This window comes from Amycolatopsis alba DSM 44262 (assembly GCF_000384215.1).
Taxonomy (GTDB): domain Bacteria; phylum Actinomycetota; class Actinomycetes; order Mycobacteriales; family Pseudonocardiaceae; genus Amycolatopsis; species Amycolatopsis alba.
Map to the genome: position 1 here is coordinate 7530480 of NZ_KB913032.1, position 20629 is coordinate 7551108.

At 66.6% G+C, this 20629-nt stretch carries 13 protein-coding genes and 4 tRNA genes; 6 read left to right on the top strand and 11 right to left on the bottom strand.

The annotated features are described in order from the left end of the window. Nucleotides 1-89: 89 nt before the first annotated feature. Together AMYAL_RS0135305 and AMYAL_RS0135310 are read right to left on the bottom strand one after the other, a co-directional pair. On the bottom strand, nt 90-1616 hold the full coding sequence (locus tag AMYAL_RS0135305) for a sugar transferase (RefSeq protein WP_020636022.1): 1527 nt from the start codon (nt 1614-1616) through the stop codon (nt 90-92). An 894-nt stretch (nt 1617-2510) separates the two neighbouring features. Next, a tRNA-Val gene (locus AMYAL_RS0135310) sits at nt 2511-2582 on the bottom strand. Nucleotides 2583-2982: 400 nt separating this feature from the next. Between AMYAL_RS0135310 and AMYAL_RS0135315 the strand changes: the two genes are divergently transcribed. From AMYAL_RS0135315 to AMYAL_RS0135330, 4 genes are all read left to right on the top strand, one after another. Then, entirely contained in the window at nt 2983-3408 is a 426-nt protein-coding gene (locus tag AMYAL_RS0135315) for an SsgA family sporulation/cell division regulator (RefSeq protein WP_005159130.1), read from the top strand. A gap of 135 nt (nt 3409-3543) precedes the next feature. Then, nucleotides 3544-3616: transfer RNA gene (locus AMYAL_RS0135320), tRNA-Gly, on the top strand. Nucleotides 3617-3640: 24 nt separating this feature from the next. Continuing rightward, nucleotides 3641-3711 (top strand) — tRNA-Cys (locus AMYAL_RS0135325). A 1-nt stretch (nt 3712) separates the two neighbouring features. Next, nucleotides 3713-3787 (top strand) — tRNA-Val (locus AMYAL_RS0135330). Between the two features lie 125 nt (nt 3788-3912). On the opposite strand, the gene AMYAL_RS50560 is transcribed toward AMYAL_RS0135330, so the two are convergent. Then, on the bottom strand, nt 3913-5040 hold the full coding sequence (locus AMYAL_RS50560; protein ID WP_020636023.1) for a site-specific integrase: 1128 nt from the start codon (nt 5038-5040) through the stop codon (nt 3913-3915). Between the two features lie 286 nt (nt 5041-5326). On the opposite strand from AMYAL_RS50560, the gene AMYAL_RS0135340 reads away from it, so the two are divergent. Continuing rightward, nucleotides 5327-6148 carry a CPBP family intramembrane glutamic endopeptidase gene (locus AMYAL_RS0135340; protein WP_020636024.1) on the top strand — a complete coding sequence of 274 codons (822 nt, stop codon included), beginning with the start codon at nt 5327-5329 and terminating at the stop codon, nt 6146-6148. 194 nt (nt 6149-6342) lie between these two features. On the opposite strand, the gene AMYAL_RS0135345 is transcribed toward AMYAL_RS0135340, so the two are convergent. The 7 genes from AMYAL_RS0135345 to AMYAL_RS47970 all read right to left on the bottom strand — a co-directional run bounded on the left by AMYAL_RS0135345 (nt 6343) and on the right by AMYAL_RS47970 (nt 18482). Further along, on the bottom strand, nt 6343-6840 hold the full coding sequence (locus AMYAL_RS0135345) for a ParB/Srx family N-terminal domain-containing protein (RefSeq protein WP_143267831.1): 498 nt from the start codon (nt 6838-6840) through the stop codon (nt 6343-6345). Nucleotides 6841-7011: 171 nt separating this feature from the next. Then, on the bottom strand, nt 7012-7650 hold the full coding sequence (locus AMYAL_RS0135350; protein WP_039795978.1) for a hypothetical protein: 639 nt from the start codon (nt 7648-7650) through the stop codon (nt 7012-7014). 185 nt (nt 7651-7835) lie between these two features. Then, on the bottom strand, nt 7836-9752 hold the full coding sequence (locus AMYAL_RS47960; protein WP_167336177.1) for an NACHT domain-containing protein: 1917 nt from the start codon (nt 9750-9752) through the stop codon (nt 7836-7838). Between the two features lie 168 nt (nt 9753-9920). Continuing rightward, nucleotides 9921-10544, bottom strand: coding sequence for a hypothetical protein (locus AMYAL_RS0135360; RefSeq protein ID WP_143267829.1), 624 nt, complete (start codon nt 10542-10544; stop codon nt 9921-9923). A gap of 145 nt (nt 10545-10689) precedes the next feature. Then, a complete protein-coding gene (locus AMYAL_RS0135365) occupies nt 10690-11373 on the bottom strand; it encodes an HNH endonuclease family protein (RefSeq protein ID WP_020636029.1) in 684 nt (227 codons plus the stop codon). 539 nt (nt 11374-11912) lie between these two features. After that, the gene (locus AMYAL_RS47965; protein ID WP_020636030.1) at nt 11913-14528 is read right to left on the bottom strand and encodes a M4 family metallopeptidase; all 2616 of its coding nucleotides are present in this window, start codon (nt 14526-14528) and stop codon (nt 11913-11915) included. A gap of 33 nt (nt 14529-14561) precedes the next feature. After that, nucleotides 14562-18482, bottom strand: coding sequence for a GDSL-type esterase/lipase family protein (locus AMYAL_RS47970; RefSeq protein ID WP_020636031.1), 3921 nt, complete (start codon nt 18480-18482; stop codon nt 14562-14564). 574 nt (nt 18483-19056) lie between these two features. On the opposite strand from AMYAL_RS47970, the gene AMYAL_RS0135380 reads away from it, so the two are divergent. After that, entirely contained in the window at nt 19057-19362 is a 306-nt protein-coding gene (locus AMYAL_RS0135380) for a hypothetical protein (protein ID WP_039794632.1), read from the top strand. Between the two features lie 97 nt (nt 19363-19459). Here the strand turns inward: AMYAL_RS0135380 and AMYAL_RS46835 are convergent, their stop codons facing one another. Then, nucleotides 19460-20446 carry a hypothetical protein gene (locus AMYAL_RS46835; protein ID WP_020636033.1) on the bottom strand — a complete coding sequence of 329 codons (987 nt, stop codon included), beginning with the start codon at nt 20444-20446 and terminating at the stop codon, nt 19460-19462. Between the last annotated feature and the right edge of the window lie 183 nt (nt 20447-20629).

The window sequence follows — 20629 nt, forward strand, 5'->3', positions numbered from 1 at the left end:
TCGCTCAACTACCTCTGCGTGTGCGGTCGATCACAACGAACGGCCGCCGTCCCGGAGGACGGCGGCCGTCGGGCCGATGCGGCGAAAGGTCAGTAAGCCCCTCGTCCCTGCACCACGGCCCGGAAGGTCTTCCAGAGGATCACCAGGTCGAGGGCGAGGGACCAGTCCTCGACATAACGCAGGTCGAGGCGGATGCTCTCGGCCCAGCTGAGGTCGCTGCGGCCGCTGACCTGCCAGAGCCCGGTCAGCCCCGGCTTGACCAGCAGACGGCGGCGCGCGTCGGGAGCGTACTTCGCGGTCTCCTCCGGCAACGGCGGACGGGGACCGACGAGCGACATCCGGCCGCTCACGACGTTGAGCAACTGTGGCAGCTCATCGAGCGAGTACCGGCGAAGCATCGTGCCGACCCGCGTGACCCGCGGATCCTTGCGCATCTTGAACAGCGGTCCCGCGCCCTCGTTGTCCGCCTGGAGGTCCTGCTTGAGCTTGTCGGCGTTCGTGACCATGGTGCGGAACTTGAGCATGGTGAAGGTGTGGCCGTCGCGGCCGACGCGGCGCTGCCGGTAGATCACCGGGCCCCGGTCGTCGAACTTGATCGCGACCGCGATCGCCAGCAGCAGCGGGGAAACCAGGGTGAGCAGCAGCGCGGAACCGCAGCGGTCGAGCACCTCCTTGACCAGGCGGCGGCCGCCGGTGAACATCGGCGCGCTGACCCGCAGCAGCGGCATGCCGAGTACGCCGGAGACGTTCAGCCGGGGACCGGCGACCTCCATCAGCATCGGGGCGACCACCATCTCGGCGGAGGTCCCTTCGAGGTCCCAAGCGAGCCTCTGGAGGCGCTTCGGGTTCCAGTGCTGATCCGCGGTCACGGCCACCACCCGGTAGCCGCCACGGCGGACGTGGCCCGCGAGTTCGTCGAGCTTCCCGACGACCGGGACGCCTTCCACCTCGCCGCTCCCCCGCTCCGCGCCGGCGCCGGAGTAGGTGCAGACCGCCTCCACGCGCCAGCCGACATGCGGATCGGCCTTGGTGCGGGCGATGAGATCGGCGACCGTGTCGGGGCTTCCCGCCGCGAGCACCGGGAGCAGGCACTCGCCGAGCCGTCTGCGCCGGTGCAGCACCTGCCTCAGCGCGTACCGCTGCAGGAACATGAAGACCGAGATCATCGGGACGACGATGAAGACCCACGGCTGGACGGCGAGGGCGCCGAAGAGCAGCCCGCCCAGCGCGACGAGAACCGCGGTGGCCACCAGGCCCCGGCCCAGCGTCCGGTACTCCTCTGCGCCTTCGCCCAGCACCCGCGGGCTCCAGGCGCGGCAGACAGACAACCCGAACAAGAAGGCCGCCGCCGTACCGAGCGCGTGCATGTCGTGCGGATCGGATCGATCGATCAAGAAGGCGCTCATCATGATGAGCACGAAGGCCGTGAAAACGTCACTACCGATGACCCAGGCACGGTAGCGCGATTCCCAAGCCGCGTAAGGCGGCCGCGCCGACACGTTGTCGACCGCCGCGGCGTTGCCCGCACCCCTTTGCGGGGGAAGCGGGATCGACTGAAGGTCGATGTGCTGCGGCGTCCCGTTAACGGTGGACGACGGCCGCACCGACTCTTCCATCAGACCTCCCGGAGTGGGGATTCCCGAACGCCAGATCAACACGCTGAGTAAATGAGAGCGATTTCGAAGAGTGATCGATTCTCATGATCACTCAGCGGTTGATGGGGCGACACACGCCAAGGTATCGGCCGCTCTCCAGCCTTCGTTACAAGGATTTCCAGCCACATCCTGCACGGGGATCCGGCAAATGAATGCCACGTTGATAACAAGATGATGACGATGGGTAATAGACCGTATCCCCCGCACAACTACTCAAAGTAGTCACGAATTCGCAGCCCTTCCGGCCACTCGGGGCACCGCGTCCACGATCGGCCGAACAGCCCGGAAAACTCCACAGTGGACGATCCGCGCGAGTCGATCTCCGACCGGTCCACTGTGGATTTCATGCCCCCGGAGCACCGCGGCGAGCCGTCCACGTTCACCGCGAGCGGATCTACCTTGTCAAGCGGTCACCGGAGTGGCGTTTCGTCACATCACGTCAGCGTCACGGCGGACCCTCCGCCGGAGCCGGACGGGTGAGCCGTCCCTCCATGCCCTGCAGCAACTTTCCCCCTGGTCTGGACCTTTCACCGGACGTCACCGTGCCGAGGATCACAATGCCGTCTCGACAGTCCCATCATGTGACGTTTTCACAGCGCGACGGCGGGTCTCCGGCGAATGTCCACATCGGCCGGAACCATCGGCTTCGGGGATCTTCGAACCGGCGGCACCCCACCGCCACCGCCGCGCCGGATGCATTCCGCCGCATCGGCGGCCCTGTCCGCGACGGCAGAAGTACCGTCCCCACATAACCCGCGTCCGACCTGGGGATCGAATGCGTCCGGACGGCCTCCCGCCAACCGTGTCCGAGAATGAATCAAGGCCCCGGACCGATGGTCCAGGGCCTTCATCCGGTGGGCGATACTGGGATCGAACCAGTGACCTCTTCGGTGTGAACGAAGCGCTCTCCCGCTGAGCTAATCGCCCGCTCGCGGTGTTCGGCAGACTCTACCTCACAACTTTAGGGGGCCTGCAAACGGGTGGTTCACGATGACCACACTCCGCTCACCAGCAAATACGGAGCGAACAACCACGAGCTAGCCGGGGTTGTTCCGACCAGGGGGCGCCTGCGACGCGTTTCGACATTCGTGCGACGGTGCTATCGCGTGACGACTAAACCGCGCAGTATGTACATGTGGACTGCCTGCAGGGCGCATGTAGGGCTGCGCGTCGCGCGGGTGATGATGGGGTGACGGAGTAGGGATTCGGGGTCCGATGACCCCATCCGGGTGATCTGCGGCAAAACCGCGTTCCGATCGACCGGCCGAAACGTCACATCATCGCCACTCGGTTCGACCGGGCCGGGAAGGAGACGAAGGGTAGGACGATGCGCAACGATCACGTGACGCTCCGCTCGACGGCGGTGTTCGACCTCCTGGCGCCGCGGACACCCGCGGTTCCGGTCAAGGTGGAACTGCGATACGACACACGCGACCCCTATGCGGTCGTCGCCGCCTTCCGCACCGGCCGCGCCGGCTGGGTCGAGTGGGTTTACGCGCGCGACCTCCTCGCCGACGGCCTCCTGGCCGACGCGGGCGACGGAGACGTACGCATCCGCCCCTCCGTCGAAGACCCCGAGTCCGTCCTCATCGAACTGAACTCGCCGTCCGGGCACGCCATGTTCGAGGCGTCCGCGCAAGAACTGGCCGACTTCCTCGACCGGACCTACGACGTCGTGCTCCCCGGCAACGAGCATCTGTGGGTCGACGTCGACGACGCCCTGACCCACCTGATCCCCAACGATCTGGCCTGATGACGGGCTTGCGAACAGCAAGTGGCACCCCGGTTGCAGAGCCGTTTTCGGGGTCGGATAGTGTTCACACACACCACGGCGACGGGGTGAGGCACAGAACCGCGAGGGTCTGACCTCCAACCAGACCGAGGATGTGCGGATGTAGCGCAGCTGGTAGCGCATCACCTTGCCAAGGTGAGGGTCGCGGGTTCGAATCCCGTCATCCGCTCGGAAGGCCCCTCGGGCCTGTCACGGTGGAGTGGCCGAGAGGCGAGGCAACGGCCTGCAAAGCCGTGTACACGGGTTCGAATCCCGTCTCCACCTCGCGCGATTAGCTCAGCGGGAGAGCGCTTCCCTGACACGGAAGAGGTCACTGGTTCAATCCCAGTATCGCGCACCATCTGTTTTCGCAGGTCTGAAGCCCTGCTCCTCCTCGGAGGGGCAGGGCTTCAGTCGTTCAATGGCGATGACCCTCGGAGTGGTCTCCAGCTGCCCGTCACGGAAAGTGGCGTGCAGGTGCGGGAATCACTCCCCCAGCCTCGTCCGCTCGCTCGGCGTCAGTGCGACCAGCGAGCCGATCCACCGGGTCTCGAGCGCTTGCAGGATCTGACGGCGCATGAGCGGCGTCACGTGGTCGTAGACCCGCGCGATGCCCTTCATCTTCTGCCCTAGCCGTGCTCGCCTGGCGACCTCGGGGATACCGTCCTCGGCCAGCCAGGTGCTGTGGCTGTGCCGCCCTTCGTGGAAGGTGAAGGTCGGCAGGATCGGCTGAACCACTTCCGCAGACCGCGTGTGTTCAGCATCACTGCCATCCCACACTGGGCGCCAGTAGCGGTTGCGGAAGTTCGACCGCCGCAACGGCGCACCTTCGGCGCTGCAGAGCACGAACGGGAAGCTGTGACTGTCCATCAACTCCTCATAGAAGACCGCGATACTCGGCGGCAGCTCCACGCTTCGCGTACCAGCCGGAGTCTTGGTCCGGCCCTTCTTCGCCCGGCCACCCTGTCGTCTCGGCGTCACCGGACGAGTCAGCCGCGGCCCGAGACCGGCCAACCTCGACGTGTCGACCCTGCGGCCGCCTTTGAAGAGCCGCCCGCCGATCTCCTTCAACGGCTCACGGGTCTGAATTGCCCGCGCTTCGTTGTCGTACTCTTGGCGTTGCTGACCGACCAGCTCGCCCCAGCGGTAACCGGTGTAGAAGTCGAGCAACCCGAGCCCGCTCTCATCCAGCCACATCGAGGCACGGAGTGCCTGCACCGGTGTAGCGACGAGGTTCTCGACCTCGAAATCACCCGAGGTGACCCGGATCCCGGCACACGGGTTCGCCGGGATCTTCCTCGCCTTCACCGCCGCACCCAAGATCGTGGAGAACAACGAGAAGATCGACGCCACCGACGAGTACGCGTAGTCCTCGTGCAACTCCGAGAGCCACTTCTCGATCTCGACGTAGCTGTTGAAGATTCCGGCCAGCGGCCAGGACGACCACTGCGGCAGTAGGTGGTTGTCCAGGAAGGACCGGTACTTCGCCAGCGTCGTCGGTTCCAGCCGCGGACCGACCGCGTCCATGAGCTCCTCGGCGAACACGCCGAACAACATCTCCGCTTCCCGAGGGTCCAGCCACAGGTTGCGCCGGATCAGCGCCTCCTGCTCCACACCCCAGGCTTCGGCGGCCTTGTCGCTGTTGAAACCCGACCTGCTCCCCCATGTCCCATCGGGACGTTTGAACAGAGCGCGCCAGCGAGAGAAGGCCCTGCAGCCGGTCCAGCGCACCGTCGAGGTCGCGGTTTGAGCCGACGAGCCGCAGTGTGGTCAGCAGAAGGTCGACGCGTCCGGTCAGTCCTGCCGAGTTGAGTGTTCGCGGCGCCTCGGCCTGGCGGCTCTCGATCCGTCTGTGAACCGTGTCAGCGCCATGTCATCGGGCCGGACGACCATCCCCGGAATGGAGAACGAAAACACGCGGAAGCCTGTGTCCGCCACAGAAGAGGCTCGACAGAGCCGAATCACCGAGCGGTTACTGGCCGACAGGCACTCCTTGCCGCTGTCCATCACGCTGCACCTCGCCCCCGGCGTCCTGATCGTCGCCGCTTACCTGCTCATCGGCGAACCTCTGGCCGAGTCCATCGGCTATCCACCGTTCCTGGGCTGGGCCATCGCCATGCTCCTGGCCCTCCTGCCGTTCGAGCTCGGCCTGCTGCTGTGGCTGGGCCGCCGGCGCAACGGCCGGTTCGCGCTACGTGGAGTGGTGCACTACCTGGACAAGCCACTATCTCGCGGGAAACTCGTCGCCATCGTCATCCCCCTGATCGTGTGGTTCCTTGTGGTGTCATTCGCGTTGACGCCCATGGACAACTTCTTCTACGAGCAGCTGTTCCGATGGGTTCCGTTCGAAGGCGCGGGCGGCGGCGTCACCGACGTCCTCTCCGGATACCCGCACTCGGTCATGGTCATCGCGTTGGCGGTCTGCATCCCCCTGACCGGGCTGGCCTTTCCGGTCATCGAGGAACTGTACTTCCGCGGTTTCCTGATGGGCCGCCTGTCCCGGCTGGGCCGATGGGCGCCGGTTGTCAGCACGGCGCTGTTCTCGCTGTACCACCTGTGGTCGCCCTGGGTGTTCCTGTCCAGGATCATCTTCTTCCTCCCTGGTCCCTGGATCGCCTGGCGAAAAAAGGACCTGCGGGTGTCGATCGGAATGCACGCCGGCCTGACCTTTCTCCTGCAGACCTTCGGCACCATCGCCCTCCTGCTGAACCTCACACCGTGACACCCGGACCGTGCGGGCGGCCACGGCCCGCGGTGGGTGGACAGGAGCGGGGTACGCGCTGTCATGCCGCTGACCGCGCGTCTCGGCGAACGTCCGCTCATGCCGATGAGCGGATACTTCGAGACTCCGTCGGGCGTTCATGATCCCGATTGCGTTTGACGACGCAGGCCAGCGCAGCAAGTCGCCCCAGCAGGTCATCGCCAGCTTGGTTTACCGATAAGGATTTCAGTAAGGTTGGCGTCGCGCATGGCTCGTATGCGGTGCTGGCCACCGTCGATGACGAACCGCGAGTTGCTGTATTCGCGAATCAGGATCGGGTTCTTGACCAGGCTCTCCAGTGCCTGCAAAGCCCATCCGGACATCCCGTCCGCACGAGCAAGGTCGAGTACTTCCTGGCAGAGCTGGTAGTTCTGCTCTAGGCCGGTCGCCTCGGCTTGAGCGATCAACCGGACCGCTGCCATCGTGACTGCGCCCCAATCCCCACTGTGATACCAACAGCAATCCGGCATGACGGCAACGTCGGATCGCTCCCGAGTGGACGTCTTTCCACCCGCCACATCGCGCATGCAGTACTCGTGCCAAGGCAACTCGCGAGGCACCTGGTCCATCGGTATCAAAACATAACGGACCCAATAGATCAGCGGACCGATCTGCTCGCCCTCGAACTCTTCGCAGTGCTGTTCGTCGCCCATCCACCAAGCATGCCGCAACGTGACGCACATGAGGGCTTCGGCTGATTCAGCCCTCTGGCTCCGATGACTTACAGGACAGCGCCACCAGAAAACCAGCCACGGGAAGCCCTATGATCCTGGGCATGGTCATGCCGAGTTGAGTGCGTTGCCGGAGGTCGAGATCGCAGCAGTTCAGCCGAGCTGGAACCGTTGTAGTCCGGCGCGGCCGAGAAGGATGCCCGTTGTTTCGACCATGGCTTGAGCGGCCGGACCGATGCGGTAGCCAGTCAGCCGTCGGCCATTCTGATCTTTGATGCGGGCCGGACGAGTGGTGGCGATCAACGCCGACCGGACCGCTCGCGTTTGCTGCAGGAGGATGTCGTGTACGGAGGCACCGACTTCGTCCGAGAACCAGCGTACGGCCAGTCTCCCGGCATCGAAATACGCGCCGCCTTCCGGGTGCTGGTACTGAGCGTCGTGATCGCAGTACGTGCCTCCGGGATCATGTCGGCGCGTCGAGCGCAGCAGCTGCATGATGGCCGCGACTGGTGGCCCGTCCGGAAGCGGGACGCCATCGGCGAGCGTGACGGTCGATGGCAGGCTTGCGCCGATCGGCAGGTGCAGAAATGCTTGAACTCCACGGCTGCCGCAGGCCATCGCGTTTGTCAGCGAGCAGTGGAAGTGGATGGGGTGAAGCCCCAGCGGTCCTGGCTGCGAGCACTGCCATCCGGCGTCCGGGAACGTGTCGTGCAACGCCAGGTCGAACGCGCCTTCATCCTCGGGCAGCAACCAGGTTCCGACATTCATGGTCCGGGAGCCCGCGTACGCCATCATCCAGATGGTATGTCATGGGCGATCGCCCATGATCCGGTGCACTCCTTCGTACCGATGATCGGATGCCGCATTGTGCGCTTCGGTGAGTTGAAGACACGTGCATCTGTAACTCACATGGTGGTCGTGGTGATACCCCTGTCCGCATCGACTTCAGGTCGTGGACCGACGAGGTGAATGACCATTCAAGCCGATCGGTTGACATCGACATAAGCCGGATGGCGGGCAGCCAGCCTGCGCTGCAGGCCCAGATGCCGGAACTGCCACGCCGCGCCCGCCTGGCGCAGAACGCCGCGACGGTGCGCGTCCGTCAAGAAACGAATGGACCGGAGGGGCATTCTGCGGCCGAGGAACCACCAGAGCCGGGCGTAGCCGAACCATCCCCAGGCTGCCTTGCCCATCGCCACGGCGGCACCGGCGTAGAACGCGCCGAGTGAGCCGACCACCATTCCAGCGGTCGCACCGAAGAAGAACCCGACCGTTCCGAAGAGTCCTCCGGCCAGCACGGCCAGCCCAGCACCCGACACCAGGAAAACCTCCCTGTCGATGGCGAGAACGCCCGTGGGACTCACTGCAGATGGCAGTTCCACGGGGTCACCACTGGTCCCGACCACAACTCCCGACACGACACCGACCGCCAGTCCGATCGCCATGCACGCGTAAGCAGTGGTGTGGTCGCCCCCGAGGTACACCACCGCGGCGATGGTCACCCAGAACCCGATGAGCTGAGTGAACCTGCGAAGAAAGGCCTGCCAGGACCAGGCCAGGCCGCGCGCGGGGCTCTGCGAGTCGCCGAGGAGCCCGACGTTGATGCCTCCCACGAACGCGCCCAGCCCGGCTCGCAAGGCGTGCGGAATTGCCTGGTCGAACCTCCACCACTCGATGTCTGGCGATCCGTTCAGCGTGGTCTGCTGAAAGTGCGCCAAGTTGATCAGCCATCGTTCGGCGCGCTCACCGTCGAGGCCCCGGTACGCGTGTTGCACATAGGCGTCGAAGAGGTGCTCCTCGACGGCGGCAACGTCCGGGAACGCCAGCAGCGACGCCGGATCGGGCAGCGCCGCGTCCAGGTCCCCGGCGGCCGGGTTGTAGAGCTCTCGCGCCATGCTCGCCAGCAAAGGCGTCCGCAACGCTTGCACGACCGGCACCTCAGGAAACTCTTGTAGGGCCTTACGCACGGGACCCCACTGGCCTGCCCTGGCTGGTCCTTCCGACGAGCTCTCCAGGTAGTCGGCCACCTCGCCGGGTTCGAGTGGACACAGCTCGACCCCGGCCGACGCCACGAGCGTCACCTCGCGATCGCCTGGCCGGCACGCCGCCCGGAACTCCTCCGTCCGGCAGGTCACAACGATCCGTTGTCCCGGCGCTTGCAGGAACTGGTTCATCGACCGGATCGTGTCGGGGCGCAGCCGTTCGGCCATTTCGTCGAGGCCGTCAACGATCGGCAAGAGCAGACCGGCGGCGAGCAGGACGTCGAACCGAGTCTTGCCTTCGACGGTCTTGACCCCGAGGAATGGGTGCGCACGGTAGAGCGACTGCCGCAGCCACTCGGCCAGGCTCTCCCGCTCAGGGGCCCACCCGGCTGCCGTCACCATCACGGGAACGGGATCGCCAGCGCGACGCTCGGCGAGCAGATCGAGCATGAACCGCACCCCCAGCGTGGTCTTCCCTGATCCGGCGTCGCCGAGCACGACCAAGCGCCCGCTCGGCACCTTCGGGAACACGGTGGCAAGCATGTGCTCCCCCTCGACCAGTTCCCGAGGAGAATTCGCCCAGGCGTTGTTCGATCGGGATCGCCGGCGGCCGTCTCCGGTCGCGAGGCGGACCAGCGTCGTCCAAGCGGGGAAGAGTTCCGCGTCGGCGAGCCGCAGGTCCACCGGCAGTGGATACGGGTTGTTGAGCCCCCTGACCGCCAGCTCGTGTGCCCACAGCAAGCTGACAGCGTCGGCCAGCCGCGCGGCCAGGGCCTCCGGGTCGCCATCCGCGCGCGGATTCCCCTGGTGTAGGTGAACTCCCCCTTTGATCACACCTGCCTGGACCACGAGTCCCGACACCAGGCCGTCGACGCGGTTCGTCATGCGGGCGCTGGGCCGTGCGCGCTTCATCCTCACGCCTCCTCGCCCGAACGCCTGTCCTCCGATCACCGTCGGAGTCGGTGCGCGGATCGGATGCGTTACCGCACACGCCTCAATGACGGGATGCCGACGGCGCTTGCGATCAACGTCCACGGAAGCGGAAACTGCCGCCATTTGTGGCCGTGTTCGGGAGGGCGGTCACCGCGGGGATGCCCGACGACGGCCCCGCAGCCACCACAGACCACTCGCCACATGACTCACCATCACGACCAGAGCGCTCGCCCACGCCACTCGCTGCACCACGTCGAGAAGCGGACGGCGTACAAGCAGCGAGAGACCCGCGTCATCCGGGTGGAACGCGACCTCGATCCGCTCACCGACATCGAGGTCGAACGTGGTGGAAGTCGTCGACGACCGTCCGCTCGGGCAGGCCAGCACAGCGAAAGAGTCACGACCCCCGTCCCACGTCGACTGCCGGTCGAACCGCTCCACGGCACAGGTCTCGACGTCGCCCCTGGCCGCGAGGGCGTGGCCCGGCGCGATGATGACGAAGCCGATCGCCGCGATCAGGACGGCCACTGCCGAGAGGATGACCGTCGGATGCCGGTCGGACCCGACTACGGCCACCGTCGACGGCACGACGTTCCCGGCGGCGGGCAACGCGCAAACCAAGACCACGAGCACCGGGTACAGCCACGGCACACCAGGCAGAAGACCGGTCAGCCAGGCCAGCCCCCACGCCAGTCCGTACAGCAACGGCATCCCGGCGAACGCCACGGCCAGCCAGCCGATTCTTCCCTTGAGGTTACGAGACAATGCCATCCCTGCTCGAGGTGCTCCGACATCAATCGATCAATGACTTCCGGCGACCAGCTGAGGCGGCGGGTGTGGGCGGCGCGGGTCGGGTCTCCGCAGCGAGGTGGTCTTGCAGTGTGACGGAATTGGTGGACGGCAGACGTGGATCGTGTCATCGGCACCGGTCGAGCATGCCCGACAGCGCGGTCCGTTCCGGCACGGTGATCGACAGCCCGTACCCGGCTTTGACGACGATCCAGTCGGTCGCGTAGGTACACCAGAACGACACCAGCGGCGGCTTCCACTCGTCCGGTGCCTTGTCGCTCTTCTCCTGGTTGATGTTGTCGGTCACCACCAGCAGCTGCGGACGGGTCAGATCATTGGCGAACTGCTCCCGCCTGGCCTGGTCCCACGACTTCGCGCCACTGACCCACGCATGGGCCAACGGCACCACGTGATCCACGTCGACATCGGACGCTTTCCGCCACGTCTCACCGTCATAAGGGCTGCGCCAGAACCCCGACACCGGAGCGCACTCCGCGTCGACCTCGACGTTCTCCCCGGCGCGTTTCAGCACTTCCTCGCGCACGTTGCAACTGCCGGACACGGTCTTCCAGTGCGGAAACTTGTCCCGGTCATACCCGTCCAACACCCCGCGGACCGCGACCCGCAACGTGCCCAGCAGCTTCCGTGCCTCGGCCACGGGAACCGCCTGCTCCGCCCCGACCACCGAACTGCGCTCCGGAGCCGCCGGTGTGGCGCGAGGTACCTCGCACGACGCCACCGAAGCGAACAGTACCGCTCCGATTCCCGCCCGCAGGAACGTCAGCCAGACAGCCTGTCTCTCGCCGACCACGCTGCTTCCTCCCCAACAAGACCCACCTCATGCACCTACAGGGAGCAGTAAACGGGAACCCAGACTTTGGCGTGACTGGCGAACAGCGCAACTTTCCTCTGCAGCTCTACCGGATCTGCCATGCTCACCGCTCCCCACGCTGTGCAGCGTGACCTGCGCCCGAGCCAGGCGACGCCAGCGGCGAGATCTGGGTGCCGCGCCGGGGCACCACCGCTTCTGCGGGGATCGGCACACCCCCCGTCAGGCTGGCGGCGAACGGGGCCCGGAGGTCCGGTAGCCACGCTCGACCACGAACGCGGCTACCAGACCTCCGCCGCGACCGCGTGGGGCCTCCTGCCGGGACTGTGACCGGCGACGTCGACCATCGCCGTGCTCTGGCGGGCACCTCGATGCGGACGTCCTGGAGATTGTTCGTGTGGGCTCCGGTGACGGTGATCGCGCTGGCGGTGGCGGAGTCGACTGCGCGAAACCCGGCATCACTCGTACGCGTACGAGTGATGCCGGGTTTCGCGCAGTCGTCCGACGCGTGCTCGGAGTGGCTATCGCGTGTGCTTGTCCAGTTCGTCCATCGCCTGGTTCGCGGTCTTGCCGACCAGGGCAGGTGTGACGTCGGCGCGTTCCTCGGTGACGGTCTTCACGACGTCGGGCCGTTCGTTCTTGGTGCCGTAGGCGACCATGGCGTCGAAGAGCGCGTTGCTCTGGTCGACCATCTGCTTGGTGACGACGACCGTGTCGCCTTCGTCGGTCAGCACGGAGACGAGTGCTGGTGACAGGGTGGTCATCGTCCTGATGAATTGATCGCGCAGTGCCCTGTCTTTGTTGAAGATGTCCATGATGTCTTTCCCGGTGTCCATGATCACCCGCCCGTAGTGCGTCAGCGCGGGACTGGCGTTGCGCTGCATCAGGTCGCGGACGTGCCCGGCCCCCGCGAGGATGTCGTCGGCGGGGACGTCGATGTCGGGGAACTGGTCCATGTCGGTGTCGCTGATGATGATCGGGATGAAGCAGATGCACAGCAGGAACACGTACTCGTGTTCACGGCCGAGCACGCCGACCTGTTGCCAGGATTGTTGTGCCGCCAGGGTTTCCGGTGTGTTCTGCCCGTACAGATCCCGTGCCGCCAGCACGGTGGCCTGCGCGGCGCTGAAGAACGCCGACGTGGGGACGAGGTAGGTGGTCAGCGCGCGGAAGGCGATCTGCTCGGCCCGGTCCTCGCCGATGGCCTGCGCCATGATGACGTAGGCGCGGTTGGCGATCCCGCTGTTGTAGTGCACACCACCGTTGTCCATACAGGTGTACACGTACTCGTCCATGTGATCCGGTTGCCAGAACTTGGTTTCGTCGTTCCCGTCGTTGCCGTTGTTCGGATCGGCCATGTTCCGGATGACGCCCGCAGCGCTTCCGGCTCCGATCGTCCAGTCGGTGGTGACGACTTTCCCGGTCGCGTGCCGCTGCACCATTTTGCCGAAGATGTCGGCGTAGCTTTCGTTGAGCGCGCCGGGTGATCCGAGGTAGTCGAGATTGGCGGTGTGCTGGATGACGCCGTGCGTGAGTTCGTGCCCCGTCACGTCCGGGGTCACCATGTTGTCGCCGAAGTACATCGCGTCCCCGCCCCAGCCCGCGTTGACCCAGTCGACCGCGTGACGGACGTGCGAGAGGATGGTCATGCCCTTGCCGTCGATCCCGTCGCGGCCGAACTTGTCCCGGTAGTAGGTGTAGGTGGCGCCGGTCCAGTCGTAGGCCTTGTCCGCGTCGAGCACGTCGTTCGGGCCGACGTGGTGGCCGCCCGCCCACACCGTCTCCGGGTTCGGCGCCTCCTCGCTGTCGGTCCCCTGGTGCTGGTCGTCGAGGACCTTGATGTCGCGGCCGGTCTCGAACTTGTTGTCCGACCACCGCAGGTGACCGTTGTGCGCGTCGACGTAGTAGTCGTTCGAGGTGTTGCTCGACGGGTCGGACAGCCACACCCGCCAGACCAGCCTGGTGTCGGTCTTCCTGTCCTTCGCCGGACGCTCACCCCGGACGAACAGCTGGATCGGCGCGATCAGCTTGCCCTTGGGCAAGGCCTTGCGGGCGACCGCGAGCGCCTTGTCCGCGCCGACGTCCGGGGTGGTGGACACCGGGGTGAGATCGGGCCGGGCACTGCTGCTGATCGCCCGCACGCTTTCGCCGCCCGCGTTCAGATGCATGAGGACCACGGCGTTGTGCACCGGGACGCCGTCGACCGTCTGCTGGTAACGGATGTGCTTCTGACCCAGCCGGTCGGTGTCCTCCTGGATCCGCTGGAGCTGCCGGGCCGGGTCGGGCAGGCCGAACAGGGCGGCGTGATCGTTCAGCCAGCCGCCGGTTCCGTTCCTCAAGGGACTGTTGACCCCGATCAGGGACGGCACGTCGAGCTGGGTGTCCATGGCCAGCAGGAAGTCGCTGCCCGATTCCTGGCGCAGCCGGTCGATGGTGGCCGCGGTCGCGGACGGGTAGCCGCCCATCGCCGGTCTGCCTCCCGCCGCCACCGTCGTGCTCGCCACGAGCGCGATCACCATCGCGAGCACGGCGAACCTGTGCCTCGGCCCCGCCTGCGGGATCCGGGTGACCGCGACCGCGCAGAGCTTGCCCAGCGACGCGATCACCAGTACCCACGCTCCGGCGAAACCCGCCGCCACCAGCCACGGCGTGCTCAGGGCCAGCAACGCCGGGCTCGCCTCGGTCCTCGTGATCTCGACGATCAGCAGACCGCCGCCGACCGTGAGGACGTATCCGAGGCCGATGCCGAGCACTCCGACGAGACCGGATCCGCGCCACCGGGCGAGGAACGCCGTGACCAGCAGGGCCGCCGCGGGGCCGAGCAGGACCCACAGCAACGGCGAGGCCTGGCCCAGCAGTTCGACCGGCCAGATCCGCCCCGTCCAGCCGGTGCCCGTGAACCGCCAGTCGACCGGAGCACCGAGCCCCGCGCCGAAGGCGGTGAACACTCCCCCGGCACCGCGGCGAAGCTGGTCGGCCGCCGAGGCGTCGAACCCGGAGCCGGTGGCCGCGATCAGCAAGCCGAGCCAGGTCGCCCCGAGACCGGCGAGCGTCCCGATGACGGCTCTCGCGGCCCCCAGCCCGAATCTCGACAGCCACGCGTACCCGGCGCGTGATGACGTGTTGTCGTTACGCATTCGCATAGTCCTTGTCCGTAGTCAGGCGTGGAGTTACCGGACCTGCGCGGCGTCCGGGACCCGGCGCCATTTCTGCTGGGCCGATCCCGTGCATGCCGAGATCCGCAGCGCTTCACCGACCGCGGCCGAGGTCAGGCAGCCGCCCGCGCCGTTGGACAGGCTCAGCCAGCCTCCGCCGGCGTCGGCCAGCGACCACCGCTGACCGGCGGCGCCTTCGGAATAGGCGACCAGTTGTGCCTGATCGCCCGGCCCCCTGCCGAGCACCTTGGAGCCGCCGTAGCCGGTCTCGATCACCCAGCTTCCCGTGCCCTGTTCCCGCATGAGCCATTGCTGGGGCTGCGGCCACCAGGGTTTGGGTTGGCGTGCCTGGATCTTCGTGCCTGGGGTGCGGTCGCCGAAGTCGAGGTCGACGGCGAAACCATCACTCGAGACCAGGGCCTCGGTCGGTTGCTTCGTCGGCGGCAGGACGGCGCTCAGCTCCGCGGGCTGCCACCGCTGCGCGGCGCGGCCGTCGCATTCCGCGGCGACCAGTCCCGCCCCCGCGTTGCCCGCGGTCAGGCAGGTCCCGTCGGTGTTGTCCATCAGGTTGTACCAACCGGCACCGGCCGGACGGAACATCCAGCCCTGGTAGCCGCCGCCCGGCACGTAGTCGACCAGATTCGCCTGGTGCGAGGCCGAACTGTCCAGCATCAGGTCTTTCCCGTCCGGGTTGCCCGAGTTCGTGGCCTGGGTTTCGATCAGCCAGTTGCCGTTGCCCGCGTCGTGGAACGCCCAGCTCTTGTCGTCACCGGCGAGCGTCGTCGCGCCCGCGCCGGTGACCGGAGCCCCCGCGCTCGAACCAGGGGCGGCGAGCAGCCCGGTGGCCGACTTCAGCTTGCCCGACTGCCCGTCCTTCACCGGCGCGTCGGCCAGTTGCCCTGGAGTCTTGCCGTCCTCTCCCCTGGCCGGGGTGTTCGGCGCGAAGATCGTGCCGCAGAGCACCTGCCAGGTTTCGCACACCGAACTCGGCCCCGACTCCAGCGTCTCGCTGCCCGGCTGAGCCTGGTACCCGTGTTTGCCGAAGCGGGCGAGCTTCCCGTCGCTGATCAGGACGAATTCGCTCCACCCCGAGGAGCACGCCCACTGATTGGGCACTGGACGGCGGCAGCCGCCAGGGATCCCGATACCGAAGGCCGCGTCGACCTTCTTCCGGAACGTCGTCCCGGCGGGATCGGCCTGCTTGAGCGTGTGCCACATCTCGCCGGTGCCGCGGACGGTGCCCGCCACCGTCTGGAGCGGGAACCCGCCGAACCGGACGTCCACCACCTTGTCACCCTTGATCAGGTAGGCGGTGTCCAGCGACTGGCCATCGGCGAACGCGGCATCGACCCCGGTGTCGAAGCCGGTACCACGCAACGAAGGCCAGCGTTCCGCGATGGGCGCCGGGCCCTCCCGCAACCAGTCGGAGCCGCGGTCCCCGCCCAGGCCGAGAACGAGGTACTGGTCACCGCTGAACAGGTACGCCTGCCGGTTCTCGCCGGGGATGACGAAGCCGCCGTCGATCCTGTTCGCGAACCTGGTTCCCCGGAGAGCGGGCCAGGTTTCGTAGATGCCCTTGACACCGCCGTCGATGTGGGTGCTGCCCTCGACCTTCGCGTACGCGGGACCGTGGAACACGTACACGTCGTTGTGGTCCAGCGTGAGCGCGGCGTCGATCGGCCGTCCCGGTGTCGGGCCGGGATCGGTGATCGAGCCGAGGCGCACACTGTCCGGTCCCTTACCCGGTGTGCCGACACACTTCAGGGAACTGCCCTTGGGTGTGCGGGCGAACTGGGTGAGGCAGGCGCTGAGCGCGCGCTGTCCGAACGCGTTCGGGTGGATGGCCTCCTGCGCCGCGCCCTGGAAGTTCGGTTGCGGCAGCCACGGCTTGTCGATGCCGGGTACCCAGCGCACCCATTCCGCCTTCTCCGCGGGCTGCGGATTCGCGGCGCTGTTCGCGGCTGTCGCCTGGCTCGCCCTGTCCGCGCACAGTTCGTGGCCGTCGAACGCGTCCCGCAGATCCAGGAAGTCCGCGCCGACCGAGGAAGCCGCGCCGCGGAGCATCCCGCCGATGGCGGGGATCACCTTGTCGTGCGCCCAGGTCGCGTCGTCGTTGTAGAACGGGCAGCCGTCCCTGGTGTAGCGCTGATAGTTCTCCTCTTTCTCCCGGAACCGGGAGCCCACCGGCATCGGCGCCGGATAGGACTGCAACACCAGCCGGTAGGAATCGCGCGGGTAGCCGAGGTCCGCCATGGTGTCGATGATCTTCTGCAGGGTGGCGTGGATCTTCGGCTGGGTTGCCCGCAGGCCCGAGTCCAGCTTTTCCTGCTGGGTCTTGTTGCACCTCGCGGAGGTGGCCGGGTTGAGATAGTTGGTCGCGCAGGTCGTCACGATGTCGGAGAAGCCGAGATCGTTGCCGCCGACCGACACCGTGATCAGCTTGACGTCGTTGTCCGCCGCCACCTTCTCCAGCTGCTGGACCTGCGGGATCTCACCCTTGAACGTCTCCGCGAGCACATGCTGCGTCAGCGCCCCGGAGCACGCGAGGTTGATCCGTCGTTCCGGTGGCACCCCGGCGACGTCGGCGCCCTTGATCTCGGCGACATCGGACCGGTCGCATTTGTTGCCGCTCTGGTAGCCGGTGTTGTCCACATAGGCGCCCATCCCCCGGTCGGTCCCCCAGACCGAGTCCTTCTCCGGGGTGTTCGCGTTGCCCGCCCAGCGTCCTGCCTCACCGGAGATGTACGAGTCGCCCATGGACACGATCGCCGGGGACCTCAGCGAGCACGAGTAGTCGTCGGCCGCCACCCGGAGGTTCGAGGCGGGCGCCGGGAGACACTTGTCCTCTCCGGCTTTGCGGAGGGCCTTGTCGGTCTCCTTGCGGAACACGACCGGGTAGTGATCCGAGTCCGTCGAGGTGATGTAGCTCTGGCGGAATCCGGTGTACTCCTGCCTGTCCCGCTCGGGGGAAGGCATGTGCGGAGTGGTGGCGGGGAACCCGTTGGCGATCATGTAGTCGTACTTGCTGCGTTGTTCCCTGCCCACCTTGAAGGTGTTCTTCGTCGAGCCGACCGCGGCCTCACCGGGGTCCAACGGGAGATCCGGTTCGAGGCGATTCCCGTTCTCGTCGAGATCCCCGAGGACGAGGGTTTCCATTTCCCGGTTGTAGTCCCCGACGACGGCGTAGCGCTCACCGAGCCGCGTGGAGACCGGGGCGACCAGCTTGTCCACGTCGTTCTCTTTGTCGCCCTTGGACTCCGCGTGCAGGTTGTAGACCCAGGTGTCCCCGAACTTCAAGCCGAACAGGGGCTTGGCGGCGAACATCAGCCGCCAATCGCCACGGGTCTTGAGCTCTGGGTACTTCTTGGCGTCCTCGTCCAGTTTCCTCGGCTCGACCAAGGCGGGCTGGATCCGGCACGCGCTGGCAGGCTGATCGGAGATCATCGCCAGCGTCCGCTCGCTGCTTTTGGTCTTCAGCAGGTACACGTGGAATGTGTCGTTGTGCGGCGCCGGGAACTCGATCTTGAGGTGCGCGTACCGGGTCTTGCCGAACTCGCTGGTCTTGTACTTGTCGGAGGCGAAGGCGTCCATGCACCCGCGAGGCGAGTCGGCGTACTGATCCTTGGGATCGGCCGAGGTGGTCAAGTCACCGGTACCGTCGTCGGCAGCACCGTTGCCTTCGACGTCAGTGACTTTCGCGCCGGTGTTCTCCAGCGATTTATCCCAGTTGTCCGAGTGTTCCTGCAGTGCCATCACGCGCAGTCCGTGCGCGCGCATCATTCCCGGAATGATGCTTCCCCACTTGTTGACGCCGCTGACACTGCCGCGCATGTTCCAGGTGGCCACCCGGAGATCGGTCACCGCGGCAACCGCCGGTGCCGCCGCGGACACCAGAGCGGGGAGCAGGCCCGCGATCAGGGACAGAGCGAGAACCACGGAGACTCTTCGTCTCTGCGCAGGAGCAGGTAGCACAAGTCCTCCAAAATCACTGAATCGCCGGCATCAGCGCAGCGAAAAGATCCGGGCAGCGTCGGTCACGGCGCTGTTCCGGGAATCGACACTCGACGGTGACGCGAAGACAAAAGTGCGAGCCGTGTCATTCACGGCATTCGCTCAAGAAAGAGGGTTACTTCCGGATCCGGTTTCGCCCGGCGGAGGAATCGTCCGCACAGCACAAGGTCGCTCGCATACAGACTCTCCCGCGTTCCGACGCCCCAGGACGCCGACCGCGCCCAGCGCGCGATCAGACCTACTCACGGGTCAAGTAAACCGGCGAGCAGGTCGAGCCAAACAGTCAAATGCCCTTCGGTTCAGAGAACTGTGTCCGCCGGGGAAGATCGACTCCTGGTTCGTCCCGACCACCGGGAACTCTCCCGGTCGCGATCACGCCGGCCGAGTCTCGACGGCGAGGTGGTCTTGCAGTGTGGCGTGGCGGAACTGGTAGAGCGGCCCCACCGTCCTGAGGTCATGCCGGGGCGGGCGTCTTCCAGAAACCGAAGGATCCGGGAGAGTGCCGGTACCGGACGGTGAAATAGAGCTCGCCGCGTGCACCGATGTGCTGCGGCGGGCCACCGGCGACCCGACCGAGCCAACGGCCGTTCTGACCGCCCTGGCCCAACCACTGGCCCGGAGCGGGTGCCTGCCCGTCCGCATCGCCGCCCCGCGCCACCTCGCCGACATCGCGATCGACGATCACGTGAGGACAGCGGCTCGCGCGATCACAGCCAACCCGCACCGGATCACCTACTTCGGCGGCTGGCGCGTCTTCACCGAGGACGAACAGCTCAGGACCGCCGCGTCCGCGCTGCCCAGCTGATCACCAACCAGCCGAACCCAGCGCAGCCCAGCACACCCACCCCGCAGCCAGTCCGCCGACGGCGGACGATCGCTCATGCCGAAGAGCCTTCGGGGAATCAGCTCTCCGGGAGATTCCTGGGATACGCAGCGATCAAGGACTCCATCGCTTCGATGGGTAGTGCCGGGTTGGCGGCCGCGTGTCGGGCCAGGTTCGGGTCGTTCACAAGGTCGATCAGAATGTCGGTCGGCAGGTTCGGGTGTTCCGCGGCCCACCGTCGCGCGGTGTCGTCTCCGAGGCACAGCAGGAGGGTCTCAGCGCGGGTGTTCGGGTGTGCGGCGACCGCTCGGTACACCCGCCGTGCGGTGGCGTGGCACGCCATGTTGTGCAGCAGTTCGGGGTCGCAGTTGGGGTTCGTCGCCAACCTCCGGAACAGGCTCGGGCCGTGCCGCGCGGCAAGTGCCCGTAGCCGGTTCGCGGACAGTGCGGGATGCGGGGCGATCCCTTTGACGACCTGGATGTTGTCGTCTGCCACGAGCAGTTCGAAGACGTCTGAGGGCAGCGCCGTGCGCTGAGCGACCAGCATCCGGACTCGCGGAGACGGTGCCCCTGCGAGAAGACGCAGCTCCTCGTCGGTTGCCGCCATGACGCGGGGCAACCGGACTGGCCCGATCCTGGTCGACTCGACCACGAGCATGAGCACGTCCAGCGGAACCGAGGGGTTGTGCGCTACGCCTCCCCGTACGTCCGCGGATTCGTCGTTCGCCAGTTGGCGCAGGATCGGCTTCACCACAACGGGGTTGCCGGCTAGACCTGCACGGACACCGGGGATGTGATCGGCCGCCAGCCGCTGCTGGACGTCACGAGGCAGATCCGGCCGCTCAGCGAGTGTCCATCGAATCGCCATGTTGTCGTGGTCCAGCAGGGCGGTCACGTCGTTTGGCGAGGTGGCCGGATCAGCTGCCTGTTCGATGTCACTGTCGACGTGCCAGGTGGTGTCGCGCGGTGGTACCGCGGGCTGGGCGGGCAGGCGGGTGCGCAGGTGATCGGGCAAAGCCGGGTTCGCCGTCAGGCCGAGCACGATGTCTCGGGTTCGTTCGTCCACTCCACACTCCGGTCCGGTCGCCGCGGTCGCGGGTCCGCCTGGCGCGGAACAGGCCAGACTACGACCGTTGTCGTGTGGCGCAAATGGGTTTCGGACGCACGTGGTCCGCACATGCCGACGAGAGGACGTGTCTCTCTGCGTGCAGGGGCCGGGGTGAGGAGAACCACCGCTCGCTCTCGGCGG